Genomic DNA, 14,284 nt, shown 5'->3' on the forward strand with positions numbered 1-14,284 from the left:
ATAACTTGTTTTTTTTGTGTGTGCGTGAGGTAAATAGCTGTACTATCGGCTATACCGCCACCACGACACCTGCCCGGACCGTCAGGAGATGGCCTCCATCGGGAGCCGGAGCCCGAGGTGGCCGCCGATCTGCGCGTTCCGCGTCCGGACGGCCTCCAGCTCCGCCTGCGTCAGCGCGCGCCGGTAGACGCGCACCTCGTCGACGGCGCCGTGGAAGCGGTTGGCGCCGTCCACGCGCTGTCCGATGTGGATTCCGTGGACCCCGAACTCCTTGCCCTCGGTGACGGAACCCGGCGGCACCTCGGCCGATCCGGCTTCCCGGCCGTCGATGCGCAGCACGAACCGGCCGTCCACCCGCTGGAGCGCCGCGTGGTGCCACTGGTCGTCGTTGTACGCGCCGGCGGACTGCACGGTGATGTTGAAGCGGTCCACCATGATCAGCGCCTGGATCCGGTTCGAGGCGGGTTCCGCGCGCAGCCACAGCTGCGGCGTGGTGCCGCTGCCGGTCCGGTACGCCCACAGCAGGGCGTACGAGCCGCTGGTGTCCGCGTAGCGGAACCACGTCGTCAGGGTGAAGTCGCCGCCGCCGAGGTCGATCGACTCGTCGAACGGCACCTCGACGCGGTCGTCCACGCCGTCCAGCGCCAACGCGTTCCCGAACCGCCCGGGCACCAGCGCCGCGTCGCCGCGGACGAAGGCGGGGTTGCCGCGGCCGGAGTCATCGGGGGTCGTCGGACCGGGTTCGGGCGGTGCCGGAATGCCCGGCGGCGTGCCGTTCGGCGTCGCCAGGTACGCCTCGTTGAAGCGCGCCCACCGGATCGACTCGTACGGCGTGGCGGAGCCGGCCTCGTAGTACAGCCCGATCTCGTCGCCGTCGAGCTTCACCATGTCCGAGTACGCCGACGGCCCCCACCAGAAGACCTTGCCCTGCTCCCACGGCTGCCAGCTCCGCCCCTCGTCGTAGGAGGAACGCACCGACATCGCCTCGCGCGCCACCGGATGCGCCGGCGCGGACAGCAGGATCCGGTCCTCGGCGTCGCCCTGGTCCCGCGCGTGCAGTCGCAGCGTCGACGCCTGCACGTCGGGCATGGCCAGGTCGATGGGCCGGAACGGCTCGTCGAACGTCGCTCCCCCGTCGCTGCTGATCGCGACCGACCGGTGGCCCGGATCGGTGCCGCGATCCCTGGCCAGCGCGTAGACCCGCCCGTCGGTGAGCTCGACGACGGTCACCTCCTGCGCGATCACCGTCCCGTCGTCGACGGCCGCGGACGCGCCGATGTGCCAGGTCTGGCCGCTGTCGTCGCTGTAGAGCAGGTGCGTGCCGTAGACGTGCGGGCGCACGCCGTCGTTGATCTCGTGGCTGGCGCCGACCACCAGCCGCCCCGCGTGCGGGCCGCGGGTGAGCTGGATGCCGTGCATCGGGCCGGTGGCGTACCAGAAGTTCCACTCCGGCCGCTTGCCCTCGGTCATCTCGCGCGGCGCCGACCACGTGACCCCGTCGTCGTCGCTGACCTGGACGAACGGATCGCGATCGCAGCCGTTCGGGCAGGGCTCGGGCCCGTTGTGGTTGCTGACCAGCACGATGCGGCCGGTGCGCTGGTCGACGATCGGCACCGGATTGCCGTGCGTCGACCCGTTGCCGTCGGAGACCACCTGCAGCGGGCCCCAGGTGCGGCCGCCGTCGGTGGAGCGCCGCAGCACGATGTCGATGTCGCCGTCGTCGCCGCAGTCCGCGACCCGGCCCTCGGCGAAGGCGAGGACGTCGCCGTTCCCGGCCCGGACGACGGCCGGGATGCGGAAGCACGCGTAGCCGAAGTCCTGCTTCGCGAACAGGACCTGCTCGTCGACGAACGGTGCTGCCGGGTCCGGTTCGGCGGCCGCGCCGGCCGGCGATCCCGACAGCATCGCGGCCGACAGCAGGACGCTCAACGCCGCGGCTCTCCACCGCCGCCGCGGCGGCCCTCCAGGTGCTATGCGCATGTCATGCCCTTCCAGCAGAGCGAACGAGGGTGGACATACTACGTCCTACGTGGAACCTCCGGAAGGCTCGGCGGACGGCTCCGCGAAACCGGCCGGAAACCTCTCGATCAACTGTTCTTGACCGCCGAACGCAGGCGACCGTAGCCTGCACTCCCAGACTTGACGTAGGACGTCCCATGTCCCGTCGCTCAACTCGCCAGGAGGCAACGTGAGCCCCCACGTTTCCCGCACCTTCGTCAGTCGCCGCGACTTTCTGCGCTACAGCGGGATCCTGAGCGCGGCGGCGGCCGTCTCCGCCACTGTCGGCGCCTGCGGCGGCCCCGCGTCGACGACCTCGACCGGCGGCGACGACAAGGGCCTGATCACCGCCGTGATCGGCTACGGCAACGACCAGACCTGGGACCCGACCATGACCGCGTCGGCGTTCGCGATGGCCGGCAACAACCACGTCTACGAAGGACTGATCGACACCGACCCGGTCACCCGCGACCCCTACCCCGCGCTGGCGGTGGCCGCGCCCGCCGACCCCAACGCCACCACCTGGCGCTTCGCACTGCGCCCGGGTGCGAAGTGGCACGACGGGCAGCCGGCCACCGCGGACGACGTGGTGTTCACCTTCGAGCGCGTCCTCGACCCGAGCACCCTGGCGTACTCGTTCTTCGCCGCGTGGCTCCAGGAAGTCCGCAAGGTCGACGACGCCACGGTGGAACTGGTGCTGAAGTTCCCGTTCCCGGACGGGATCCAGCGCCTCACGATCGCGAAGATCATGCCGAAGCACGTCTACGGCGCCCCGGGCGGCTGGGACGCGGCCAAGAGCGGCAAGGCCATCGGCTCCGGCCCGTACAAGCTGGTCGAGCACAACCCGAAGGCCAACACCAGGTTCGAGGCGTTCGCGGACTACAACGGCCCGCGCAAGCCCGCGGTGCAGAAGATGAACTGGCTGTCCATCGTGGACGCCTCCGCCCGGGTCGCGAAGATCTCCGGCGGCAGCGCCGAGGCGCAGGTCGCCGAGAACATCCCCTACGCCAACATCGACCAGCTGCGCCAGAGCGGGCTGCGGGTCGACGGCGGCAAGGGCATGAACCACCTGTTCCTGATGTTCAACACCGGCCAGAAGCCGTTCGACGACAAGCGGGTCCGGCAAGCCCTGTTCCACGCCATCGACACCCGCAAGATGATCGACGTCGCGCTCAAGGGCCACGGCACCCCGGCCACCAGCTTCCTCAACGAGCAGAACCCGGCCTACGCCAGGGCGAAGACCGTCTACGACTACGACCCCGACCGCGCGCGGGCGCTGCTCGCCGAGGCCGGGGTCAGCGGGCTGACCATCACGCTGATGGCGGTGAACGTCAGCTGGCTCGCCGACTGCCTGCCCACCATCGCCAACTCCTGGGAGGCGATCGGCGTCAAGACCGAGCTGCAGCCGCAGGACACCAGCGCGCTGTTCACCAAGATGGACCAGTCGCAGTCCTACCAGGTCGTCGCGGCGGCGTCGAACCCGAACCAGTTCGGCCTCGACCCGGACCTGATCCTGCGCTACAACTACACCGCCGGCGGCACCTGGATGAAGTACACCAAGTGGGACTCCAGCCCCGAGGCCAAGGCGCTGTTCGCGGCGATGGACCAGGCGATCCGGGAACCCGACCCGGCCCGGCGGCGGCAACTCGTCCACGACTACCTCGACGTGGTGGCCGACCAGGCGGTCCTCTACCCGGTGCTGCACAACGAGCTCGTGACGGCCTGGAACCCGGCGAAGCTCGACGGCGTCGAGCCGCAGCCCTACCCCGGCATGAACCTGTTGCAAGCCAAGCGAATCTAGGAGGAGATCTCGTCAATGGGCTTGCGTGGCGGTGCGGGTAGCGGCCCCCTGCGGGAGTTGCAGACGCCGTCTGGACTCCGGGATCCCCGACTTGTGTATGTCCAGTCCAACGCACCTTGCACGGCGGTGCGGGTGAGAACTGAGCGGAGTTCCACGTGGTCGTGATCGCGAGGATGCTGCTGCGGCGCATCCTCATCCTGATCCCGCTGCTGCTGGGCGTGATCCTGTTCGTCTTCATCATCATGCGCTTCTCCAACAACAAGCCGGAGTACGCGTACTTCCAGGGCGCCAATCCGACGCCCGAGCAGATCCACCGGTTCCAGCTGGAGAACGGCCTGCTCGACCCGCTGCCCGTGCGCTACCTGCGGTTCGTCGCCGACCTGGCGCAGGGCGACATGGGCACCAGCGTGCTGACCAAGGCGCCGGTGCTGGAGCAGGTGGCCACCGCGCTGCCGCTGACGATGCAGCTGACCTTCCTGGGGCTGTTCATCGCGGTCGTGCTGGCGCTGGTGTTCGGCGTCGTCGCCGCGCTGTTCCGGGACCGCTGGCCCGACCAGCTGATCCGGATCGTCTCGCTGGTCGGCGTCGCGGCCCCGGCGTTCTGGATCGCGCTGCTGTCCATCCAGTGGCTCGCCGTCGACCGCGGCTGGTTCCCCACCGGCGGCTACGTCAACCCGGGCGACTCGTTCACCGGCTGGCTGGTGTCCATGACGCTACCGGCGATCTCGCTGTCGCTGCCGGTGGCCGCGCAGCTGACCCGGATCATCCGCACGGCTGTGGTGGAGGAGCTGGACAAGGACTACGTCCGCACCGCGATCGGCAACGGCCTGCCGCCGATCGTCGTGGTCGGCCGCAACGTCCTGCGCAACGCGCTGATCAACCCGCTGACCGTGCTCGGCCTGCGGGTCGGCTACCTGCTCGGTGGCGCGGTGGTCATCGAGACCATCTACTCGCTGCCCGGCATGGGCCAGCTGATGATCAACGCGGTGCTCAACGGCGATCCCGCCGTCGTGCAAGGCGCGGTGCTCACCATCGCGGTCGGCTTCGTCGTGGTGAACCTCGTCGTGGACGTGCTGTACCTGCTGGTCAACCCCCGACTCAGGAGCGCCGCGTGATGCGCACCGGACTTGCCAACCGACTCGCCCGGCCGGGTATCCGGTTCCGGCGGCTCAACGCGATCTCCTGGATCGCCATCGGCCTGCTCGTCGTCATCTGCCTGGCCGCGATCCTCGCGCCGGTGCTGGCCCCGCATTCGCCGTACGCGCAGGAGGCCGCCGCGGGCGGCCCCAGCGCAACGCACTGGATGGGCCTGGACAGCGCGAACCGCGACATCTTCACGCGGGTGCTGTACGGGGCGCGCTGGTCGCTGCTGATCGGGCTGGGCGCCACCGGTTGCGCGCTGCTCGCGGGCGCGGTGGTCGGCGCGGTCGCCGCCACCTCCCGCTCCGCGATCGGCGAAACGATCATGCGGGTGCTCGACGTGATCATGGCGTTCCCGGGCATCGCGCTGGCCGCCGTGCTCGTGGCGGTCTTCGGCGGCAGCATCCCGGTGCTGGTGCTGGCGATCGCCTTCGTCAACGTCCCGCCGATCGCCCGCGTGGTGCGCGCCAACGTCCTCGCCCAGTACGGCGAAGACTACGTGGCGGCGGAACGCGTCATCGGCGCCCGCACCCCGCACATCCTCGTCCGGCACGTCGCGATCAACTGCGCGGCGCCCGTCCTGGTCTTCTGCACGGTGATGGTCGCCGATGCCATCGTCTTCGAGGCGTCGCTGTCGTTCATCGGCGCGGGAGTGCGCCCGCCCGACCCGTCGTGGGGCAGCGTCATCGCCGACGGCCGCAACATGGTCCTGACCGGCGGCTGGTGGGCGACGGTCTTCCCCGGCCTGGTGATCCTGCTGACGGTGCTCGCGCTCAACGTGCTCGCCGAAGGGGTTTCGGACGCCTGGGCGGCGCCGGCCACCCGGCAGGCCACCTCGGAACCCAGGCAGCGCACGCGAGCGGCCACCGGCGAGCGCACCGAGCTGCCCGGCCTCGCCGAGGCGGCGCAGCGGCTCGCGGAGCGGGCGCGCCCGCTGCCCGACGGCGAACCGATCCTGCAGGTCCGCGACCTCGCCATCGGCTTCGACGGCCGCCACGACGGCGTGGACATCGTCGACGGCATCTCCTTCGACGTCCGCCCCGGCGAAGTCCTGGGCCTGGTCGGGGAATCCGGCTGCGGCAAGACGATCACCGCGCTGACGGTGATGGGCCTGCAACCGAAGGAAGCCCGCATCGGCGGCGAAATCCTCTTCCGCCGCGAGGGCGGCGTCACCGACCTGCTCGCCCTCCCCCGCCAATCCCGGCGCCGCCTGCTCGGCCACGAGATGGCGATGGTCTACCAGGACGCGCTGTCGTCGCTGAACCCCGCCATGACCATCCGGGCACAGCTCAAGCAGCTGATCCGGCGCGGCGGCCGGCATGCGCCCGCGGAGCTGCTGGAGATGGTCGGGCTCGATCCCGCGCGCACCCTCACCGCCTACCCGCACGAACTCTCCGGCGGCCAGCGGCAGCGGGTGCTGATCGCGATGGCGCTCTCCCGCGACCCGAAGCTGATCGTGGCCGACGAGCCGACCACCGCGTTGGACGTCACCGTGCAGGCGCAGGTGATCCAGCTGTTGCTGCGGCTGCGCGCGGAACTCGGCTTCGCCCTGATCCTGGTCTCCCACGACCTGGCCCTGGTCTCCGACGTCACCGACCGCATCGTGGTGATGTACGGCGGGCAGATCGTGGAATCCGGGGTGACCTCGGCGCTGGTCGAGGCGCCCGCGCACCACTACGCCCGCGGGCTGTTCGGCGCGGTGCTGTCGCTGGAGTCCGGCGCCGAGCAGCTGACCCAGATCCCCGGCGTGGTGCCGTCCCCATCCGAATTCGCGGCCGGCTGCCGGTTCGCCGACCGCTGCCCGATGGCCACCGCGGTGTGCGAGGAGCGGGCGCCGGTGCTCGGCGGGCAGGGCAGGTTCCACGCGGTGGCCTGCCACCACCCGGCGATCGACCTCACCGCCGACCGGGACCACGCCTCGGCGGCAGCACAGGAGCGGTCATGACTTCCCCAGAACCCGAAACCCTCGTCGAGCTCGCCGACGTCCACGTCGTCCACAAGGCGCGCTCCGGCGGGCTGTTCCGCCGCGACCGGGTGCACGCCGTCACCGGCGTCGACCTGGCGGTGGCGGCCGGCGAAACCGTCGGCATCGTCGGCGAATCCGGCTGCGGCAAGTCCACCCTGGCCAAGGTCGTGGTCGGTCTGCAGCAACCGACCAGCGGCACGATCTCCTTCCGCGGCAAGGACATCTGGTCGCTGCCCGCCGCCGGGCGCCGGGCCGCGATCGGCGCCGAGGTCGGCATGGTCTTCCAGGACCCGGCCACGGCGCTCAACCGGCGCCTGCCGATCCGCCAGGCCCTGCGCGACCCGCTGGACGTGCACGGGCGCGGCAGCCGCCAAGAGCGCGAGGCGCGGGTCCGCGAACTGCTGAACCTCGTCGGCCTGCCTGCGAGCGTGGCGAACCTGCTGCCGGGCCAGATCTCCGGCGGCCAGCGGCAACGCGTCGCCATCGCCCGGGCCCTCGCGCTGCGCCCCCGGCTGCTCGTCGCCGACGAACCCACCAGCGCCCTCGACGTCTCGGTGCGCTCGCAGATCCTCAACCTGCTGCTCGAACTGAAGGAACAGCTGGGCCTGGCGCTGGTGTTCGTCTCGCACGACATCCAGACCGTGCGGCGGATGAGCGACCGGGTGGTGACGATGTACCTCGGGCGGACCGTCGAGCAGATCCCGGCCGGCGCGGTCGCCGCCGCCCGCCATCCCTACACCCGGGCGCTGTTCTCGGCGACGCCCGGCCTGCTGTCGCCGATCGAGCCGATCCCGCTCACCGGCCCGGTGCCGTCGGCGACGAGGCCGCCGAGCGGCTGCCCGTTCCGCACCAGGTGCTGGCGCGCCGACGAGACCTGCGCGGCGGAGATGCCGGACCCGCAGCGCGACGCGACCGGCCACGCGTTCCGCTGCCACCACCCCGTTCCGGCGGGCATCACCGACCTCGAACTCGCCGCTGAAGCCCTGTCCTGATCCGGCAGGGAAGATCGGGATCCGGCCCCCCGGACGGGCGACGCGGCGGCATAGCTCGGTGGACGTGCCGCTCCGGTGGGCCGTGCGATCGGCACGGCCCACCGGGCTACCGGCTCACGCCGTCGCGGCCGCGTGCACGGCCCTGAGCAGGCGGTCGTTCTCCGGGGCCGCGCCGCCCGGGAAGGCGAAGCGGCGCCGGTTGTAGCCGTAGGCGAGGCCGCTGCGCGGATCGGCGATGGCCTGCGAACCCGCCGCTCCGCTGTGCCCGAACGCGCCCTGGCCGAGGAACGGGTATACGTCGACCGACGCGGAGAAGCCGAGCCCGAAAGCCTTGTGCTGGCGGGAAACGAGGTCGTAGCCGATCGAGTGGATCTGCGCGAAGGCCGCGGCCGTGTCCGGCTTCAGCAGCGGTGCCTTCCCGCCGATGCCGGTGGTCGCGGCCGCGTACATCCCGGCGAGCCCGCGCGCGGAAGCGACGCCGCCGGCCGACGCCTGCCCCTTGGCCCGCACCACCCGGTGGTTCGGCAGATCCTGCAGTTCCACCGCGTCCGGGTGGTTCCGGTTCATCGCGATGCCGCTCAGGCTCTCCGGGCCGGTCTCGCCCGCCGCCAGCGCGGCCTGCTGCTCCGCGGTGGGCTCCATCGGCAGGGTGGTCAGGAAGCGCGGCTCCTGCTCTTCCGGCAGTCCCAGGTAGAAGTCCAGGTCGTGCGGGGCGCGGACGCGCGTCTCGAAGTGCTGCTGCAGCGTTTCGCCGGTGGCGCGGCGGACCACCTCGCCGACGAGCGCCCCGATGACCAGCGCGTGGTACCCGAACGCGGCGCCCGGGCGCCAGTACGGCCGCTGGGCGGCGAGCCGCTCCGCGATGACCCGGTCATCGGCGACCTCCTCCAGCGACAGCCCCGCGTCCGCGCCCACGAGCCCCACGCGGTGCGACAGCAGGTCGCGCAGGACGACGTCCTGCTTGCCCTCGGCGCCGAACTCCGGCCAGTAGTGGCTCACCTGCTGATCCAGGTCGAGCACGCCGTCCTGCACCAGCAGCGCCGCGACCAGGTACGCCGCGCCCTTCGTGGAGGAGAACACGCCGGTCAGCGAATCCCCGGTGATCTCGGGGCCGACCCACAGGTCGACGACCCGCTCACCCGCGAGGTGGGCCACCAGCTGGGCCGCGTAGTCACCACCCTCGGCCGCCGCCACGGCGGCGAACTCCTCCCGCACGGATTCGAACCCGGCGGCAACGGTGCCCTGCGGCGTGCGCTCCTGCGACATCGGCACTCCATTCGCTCGATCTGGTCCTGACCGGATCAAGTCGCCGCATCGCGGGGAAAATTCCCGGCAGATCGGACCGTTTCGCGGGCGGCGCCACCGGTTCGGCGCCGCCCGCGGGCCCGGCGTCAGCGCAGTGCGGCCGCCGCCGCGACGAGGTTCCGCAACGCCGCCTCGACCTCGGCGTAGCCGCGGGTCTTCAGCCCGCAGTCCGGGTTGACCCACAACCGTTCCGCCGGCACGGCCGCCAGCGCGGCCCGCAGCAGGTCGACGACCTCGGCGGTGTCCGGCACGCGCGGCGAGTGGATGTCGTACACCCCGGGCCCGACGCCGTGGCCGAAGCCGACCGCGTTGAGGTCGTCGAGCACCTCCATGCGCGAGCGGGCGGCCTCGATGCTGGTGACGTCGGCGCCCAGCGCCACGATCGCGTTGATCACGTCGCCGAACTCCGAATAGCACAGGTGGGTGTGGATCTGGGTCGAATCGGCGACGCCGCTGGTGGCGATCCGGAAGGACGTCACCGCCCAGTCCAGGTACTCCCCGTGCGCCGCCCGGCGCAGCGGGAGCAGCTCGCGCAGCGCGGGCTCGTCGACCTGGATGACCCGGATGCCGGCCGCCTCCAGGTCGGCGACCTCGTCCCGGATGGCCAGCGCGACCTGCTTCGCGGTGTCGGCCGGCGGCTGGTCGTCGCGGACGAACGACCACGCCAGGATCGTCACCGGGCCGGTGAGCATGCCCTTGACCGGCTTCTCGGTCAGCCGCTGCGCATAACTCGCCCACTCGACGGTGATCGGTGCCGGGCGGGAGACGTCGCCGTAGAGGATCGGCGGGCGCACGCACCGCGAACCGTAGGACTGCACCCATGCGTTGTCGGTGCTGGCGAAGCCGTCCAGGTGCTCGGCGAAGTACTGCACCATGTCGTTGCGCTCCGGCTCGCCGTGCACCAGGACGTCGAGCCCGAGCCGTTCCTGCAGGCGGATCACGCGCTCGATCTCATCCTGCATCCGCCGCCGGTACGTCGCCTGGTCGATGCGGCCGGCGCGCACCGCGGCGCGCGCCTTGCGGACGTCCGTGGTCTGCGGGAACGATCCGATCGTCGTGGTCGGCAGCGGTGGCAGGTTCAACGCCTCCTGCTGAGCCGCGCGCCGCGTGTCGTAATCGCCGCGCTGCGTGTACTCCGGCCGAAGTGCCTGCAACCGAGCGCGCACGCGATTGTTCCGGACCCGGTCCGCGCCGGCGCGGTCGGCGATCGCGGCGCGCGCCTCGGCCAGCTCGTCGGCCACCGCGTCGCGGCCCTCGCGCAACGCGCGGCCCAGCACGACCACCTCGCGGACCTTCTGCGCGGCGAAGGCCAGCCAGGACTTCACCTGCGGGTCGATGCCGGTCTCCGCGTCGACGTCGTAGGGCACGTGCAGCAGGGAGCACGACGTGCTCACGGCGACCTCGTTCGCCGAGCCGAGCAGCGTGGCGGCGGTCGCGAGCGCCTTGTCGAGATCGGTGCGCCAGACGTTTCGCCCGTCGACGAGCCCGGCCACCAGGGTCTTGCCGCTCAGCCCGCGAACCGACGACAGGGCGTCCACTGTGGACTTCCCGGCGACGAGGTCGGCACCGATCGCTTCGACCGGGCTGGACGCCAGCACCTCCAGCGCCTCGCCGAGATCGCCGAAGTATCCCGCGACCAGCAGTTTCGGCCGCTTCACCAGATCGCCGAGCCGCCGGTAGGCGGCACGCAGGGCGGCGAGTTCGGCCGGCGAGCGGTCGGCGACGAAGGCGGGCTCGTCCAGCTGCACCCACTCAACGCCGGCGCGGTGCAGCTCGCCGAGCAGCTCCGCGTAGGTGTCCAGCAGCGCGCCCAGCCGGTCCAGCGGCCGGAACGACTCCGGCGCGCCGTCCGCGGACTTGGCCAGCAGCAGGAACGTGAGCGGGCCGACGAGCACCGGGCGGGTGGTCACGCCCAGCTCCGCGGCCTCCCGGTACTGCTCCACGGGAGTCCGGTCGGCCAGCGAGAACTGCGTTTCCGGGCCGATCTCGGGCACCAGGAAGTGGTAGTTCGTGTCGAACCACTTCGTCATCTCCAGCGGCGGCTCGGACGCCACGCCGCGCGCCATCGCGAAGTAGGTGTCCAGCGGGCCCAGCCCGAGCTTCGCGAAGCGCGGCGGGATCGCGCCGAAGGTGACCGCGGTGTCCAGCACCTGGTCGTAGTACGAGAACGTGTTGCCCGGCACCGAATCCAGGCCCGCGTCCCACAGCGACCGCCAGGTCCGGATGCGGAGTTCGCGCGCCACCGCGCGCAGCTCCGCCTCGCCGATGCTGGACGACCAGTAGCGCTCCAGCGCGCGCTTGAGTTCCCGGTCGGGGCCGATCCGGGGGTATCCGAGTACGGTAGATCCGATCTTGCTGGTCAAGGCCCTCTCCTCGCGAGCTCGACGGCAGATGCCCCGAGGTCCGGGAAGGCGCAGGCGGACCGGCGCGCACCGCGCGGCGCGAGCCGGTCGTCCGCCGGGTCCTCCCGCGAGACCCCGGACCGCGCGCACCGGCCGGTGCGCGCACCGGTGGCAGGTCTTCGGACTCGCGGGCACGTCCCGGCCGGAGCCGGGGTTCCTAGTGGCCGTCGCTTCCCAGGCACGCGTGCCCAGTGCTGTGCCCGGTCTGGGACCGGGGACGGCGTTCGTTCCCACTCACCGCTGCGGGGCAGTCCCGGATTCGCACCGGGTTCCCTCTTGCCTCGTCCACCCCGCTCCAGGGAGGCGGACGAACCACCAGCACAACGGAGGCTACCGATCGGGGGGCCGTTGACAAGGGCCGGTGACGCGCCCGGCCCGCGCCGGGCGGCCCCCGCGCGACCGGCGATCCCCGGGCTGAACATGATCTTCCGGCCCGCCGCCGCGCCCCCGGTGAGACGCTCGTCACGCGGCACCGTCGCCGGCGGCCCGTTCCCGAAACGCGGGATGGCCACGTCCGGGTGACGATCGTGGAAACGAGGCGATCCGCATCTCACGTTTCCGCGGCGCGGGGCGTCTACGGGGAGTGAAAGTGAGACCGTTCGAGCAGATCGTTGACGAGTACGGCCCGATGGTGCTGCGAGTGTGCCGGGCCGTGCTCGGACCGGCCGACGCCGAGGACGCGTGGTCCGAGACGTTCCTGGCCGCACTGCGCGCCTACCCGGAGCTGGCCGAGGACACCAACGTGGAGGCGTGGCTGGTCACGATCGCCCACCGCAAGGCGGTCGACGTCACCAGGGCGACGGCCCGCCGGCCGGTGGTGGTCGAGCGCCTGCCCGAGCGGCCCAGCACGACCGGCCGCCCGGAGGACTGGGACGGCGACCTGTGGGCCGCGCTGAGCGCGCTGCCGGGCAAGCAGCGCATGGCGGTGGCCTACCACTACCTGGCCGGCCTGCCCTATGCCGAGATCGCCGCGATCCTCGGCGGCAGCACCGATGCCGCCCGGCGGGCCGCCGCGGACGGCATCAAGACCCTGCGCACGACCTACAGACCCACCACGAGCGTGGGGAGGGAAGCGTGATGATGACGATCCACGAATCCGACGACAGACACCTGTTCGACGCGCTCCGGACGATCGACTTCAACACCAGCGAGCGGCTGCACATCGACCTGGTGAGCGCGGCCCAGCGGGAAGGGCTGCTCGACGTCGCGTACCGCACCGTCGGCACCCCGGTCGGCGAACTGCTGCTGGCGGCCACCGAACGCGGCCTGGTGCGGGTCGCCTTCGACCGACAGGGGCACAGCTCGGTCCTGGAGTCGCTGGCCGAGCTGATCAGCCCGCGCATCCTGCGGGCGCCGGCCCGGCTCGACGAGGCGGCCCGCCAGATCGACGAGTACTTCGCCGGGCGGCGGCGGGCTTTCGACCTGCCGCTGGACTGGCGGCTCACGCGCGGGTTCCGGCTCAACGTGCTGGAGCACCTGCCCGACATCGGCTACGGCCGCACCGCCAGCTACGCGGAGGTCGCCGCCGCGGCGGGCAGCCCGCGGGCCGTTCGCGCGGTGGGCACCGCGTGCGCGACCAACCCGCTGCCGGTGGTGGTGCCGTGCCACCGCGTCGTGCGCTCGGACGGCACCTCGGGCGGGTACGTCGGCGGTGCGGAAGCCAAGGAAACCCTGCTGAACCTGGAGGCTGCATGAGCACGTCGAAGACGGACCGGTACGCGAAGCGGGTCGCGGCGGCGGACTGGGCGGGGGTCGCCGCCGAGGTCAACGACTACGGTTGCGCGCTGCTGCCGCAGTTGCTGACCGCCGCCGAGTGCGAGCGGATCGCGGCCCTGTGGGACGAGCCGGAGCACTTCCGGGCCACGATCAACCTGCGCCGCCACCGCTTCGGGGACAACGGCGACTACCACTACTTCGCCGCGCCATTCCCGGAACCGGTGGAGAAGCTGCGGCAGGCCCTCTACCCACGGCTTCTGCCGATCGCCCGGGACTGGGCCGAGAAGCTCGGCCGGGAACCGGAATGGCCGGACACCCTCGACGAGTGGCTGGACATCTGCCACCAGGCCGGGCAGGCCCGTCCCACGCCGATCCTGCTGCGCTACGAGCCGGGCGGCTGGAACGCGCTGCACCGGGACCTGTACGGCGACAAGGTGTTCCCGCTGCAGGTGGTGATCAACCTCAACGATCCGGGGACCGATCACACCGGAGGCGAGTTCCTGCTGGTGGAGCAGCGCCCGCGCGCCCAATCCCGGGGCACCGCGACGCTGATCCCGCAGGGGCACGGCCTGGTGTTCACCACGCGCGACCGGCCGGTCCGCTCGGCACGCGGCTGGTCCGCTTCCCCGGTGCGGCACGGGGTTTCGCCGGTGCGTTCCGGGCGACGCCACACGCTGGGACTCGTCTTCCACGACGCGGCATGACGACGTACACGCTGGTCGGAGCCGACGGACGCCCGTACGAGAGCGTCGTGCCGGGCCGCTTCGGCGGCTACCGGCGCGGCCGGATCTACGGGCGGCTGGACTGCCCGTCGGCCGCGCGTGCCATCGCCGACGGCGGATACGTGGCGCACCGGGTGTTCTTCGCAGACGAAGCCACGGCACGCGCGGCTGGGTACCGGCCCTGCGCGGTGTGCCTGCCGAAGCGGTACCAGGAGTGGAAGGACGGTTAGGAACCGTTGACG

At 71.8% G+C, this 14,284-nt stretch carries 11 protein-coding genes and 1 riboswitch; of the genes, 8 read left to right on the forward strand and 3 right to left on the reverse strand.

From position 1 onward, the window contains the following. Positions 1-81: 81 nt before the first annotated feature. Positions 82-1,929, reverse strand: coding sequence for an exo-alpha-sialidase (locus ACWEV3_RS21485; RefSeq protein ID WP_452615599.1), 1,848 nt, complete (start codon positions 1,927-1,929; stop codon positions 82-84). Between the two features lie 259 nt (positions 1,930-2,188). Between ACWEV3_RS21485 and ACWEV3_RS21490 the strand changes: the two genes are divergently transcribed. The 4 genes from ACWEV3_RS21490 (at position 2,189) to ACWEV3_RS21505 (ending at position 7,897) form a co-directional block, all read left to right on the forward strand. Further along, the gene (locus ACWEV3_RS21490) at positions 2,189-3,799 is read left to right on the forward strand and encodes an ABC transporter substrate-binding protein (RefSeq protein ID WP_452615600.1); all 1,611 of its coding nucleotides are present in this window, start codon (positions 2,189-2,191) and stop codon (positions 3,797-3,799) included. Between the two features lie 155 nt (positions 3,800-3,954). Then, the gene (locus ACWEV3_RS21495; RefSeq protein ID WP_358565111.1) at positions 3,955-4,914 is read left to right on the forward strand and encodes an ABC transporter permease; all 960 of its coding nucleotides are present in this window, start codon (positions 3,955-3,957) and stop codon (positions 4,912-4,914) included. Positions 4,915-4,952: 38 nt separating this feature from the next. Then, positions 4,953-6,884 carry a dipeptide/oligopeptide/nickel ABC transporter permease/ATP-binding protein gene (locus ACWEV3_RS21500; protein ID WP_452615763.1) on the forward strand — a complete coding sequence of 644 codons (1,932 nt, stop codon included), beginning with the start codon at positions 4,953-4,955 and terminating at the stop codon, positions 6,882-6,884. Beyond that, positions 6,881-7,897, forward strand: coding sequence for an oligopeptide/dipeptide ABC transporter ATP-binding protein (locus ACWEV3_RS21505; protein WP_452615601.1), 1,017 nt, complete (start codon positions 6,881-6,883; stop codon positions 7,895-7,897). Before ACWEV3_RS21500 ends, ACWEV3_RS21505 begins: the two co-directional genes overlap by 4 nt. Before the next feature lie 114 nt (positions 7,898-8,011). Here the strand turns inward: ACWEV3_RS21505 and ACWEV3_RS21510 are convergent, their stop codons facing one another. Next, positions 8,012-9,163, reverse strand: a complete 1,152-nt coding sequence (locus ACWEV3_RS21510; protein ID WP_452615602.1) for a serine hydrolase domain-containing protein — start codon at positions 9,161-9,163, stop codon at positions 8,012-8,014. Between the two features lie 125 nt (positions 9,164-9,288). Beyond that, positions 9,289-11,565 carry a 5-methyltetrahydropteroyltriglutamate--homocysteine S-methyltransferase gene (metE, locus tag ACWEV3_RS21515; RefSeq protein WP_452615603.1) on the reverse strand — a complete coding sequence of 759 codons (2,277 nt, stop codon included), beginning with the start codon at positions 11,563-11,565 and terminating at the stop codon, positions 9,289-9,291. Between the two features lie 132 nt (positions 11,566-11,697). Further along, a riboswitch (cobalamin riboswitch) is annotated at positions 11,698-11,936 on the reverse strand. Positions 11,937-12,187: 251 nt separating this feature from the next. On the opposite strand from metE, the gene ACWEV3_RS21520 reads away from it, so the two are divergent. Genes ACWEV3_RS21520 through ACWEV3_RS21535 form a run of 4 tightly spaced genes read left to right on the forward strand, consistent with a single transcriptional unit; the run spans position 12,188 to position 14,272 of the window. Further along, a complete protein-coding gene (locus tag ACWEV3_RS21520) occupies positions 12,188-12,682 on the forward strand; it encodes an RNA polymerase sigma factor (RefSeq protein ID WP_452615604.1) in 495 nt (164 codons plus the stop codon). Continuing rightward, positions 12,682-13,299 carry a methylated-DNA--[protein]-cysteine S-methyltransferase gene (locus tag ACWEV3_RS21525; RefSeq protein ID WP_452615764.1) on the forward strand — a complete coding sequence of 206 codons (618 nt, stop codon included), beginning with the start codon at positions 12,682-12,684 and terminating at the stop codon, positions 13,297-13,299. The genes ACWEV3_RS21520 and ACWEV3_RS21525 overlap by 1 nt, the downstream gene beginning before the upstream one ends. Continuing rightward, positions 13,296-14,024 carry a 2OG-Fe(II) oxygenase gene (locus ACWEV3_RS21530; RefSeq protein WP_452615605.1) on the forward strand — a complete coding sequence of 243 codons (729 nt, stop codon included), beginning with the start codon at positions 13,296-13,298 and terminating at the stop codon, positions 14,022-14,024. The genes ACWEV3_RS21525 and ACWEV3_RS21530 overlap by 4 nt, the downstream gene beginning before the upstream one ends. Further along, positions 14,021-14,272 (forward strand): Ada metal-binding domain-containing protein, encoded by a 252-nt coding sequence (locus tag ACWEV3_RS21535; RefSeq protein WP_452615606.1) that lies wholly within the window; start codon positions 14,021-14,023, stop codon positions 14,270-14,272. The genes ACWEV3_RS21530 and ACWEV3_RS21535 overlap by 4 nt, the downstream gene beginning before the upstream one ends. Positions 14,273-14,284 lie beyond the last annotated feature (12 nt).

The organism is Saccharopolyspora sp. NPDC003752, from assembly GCF_053605825.1.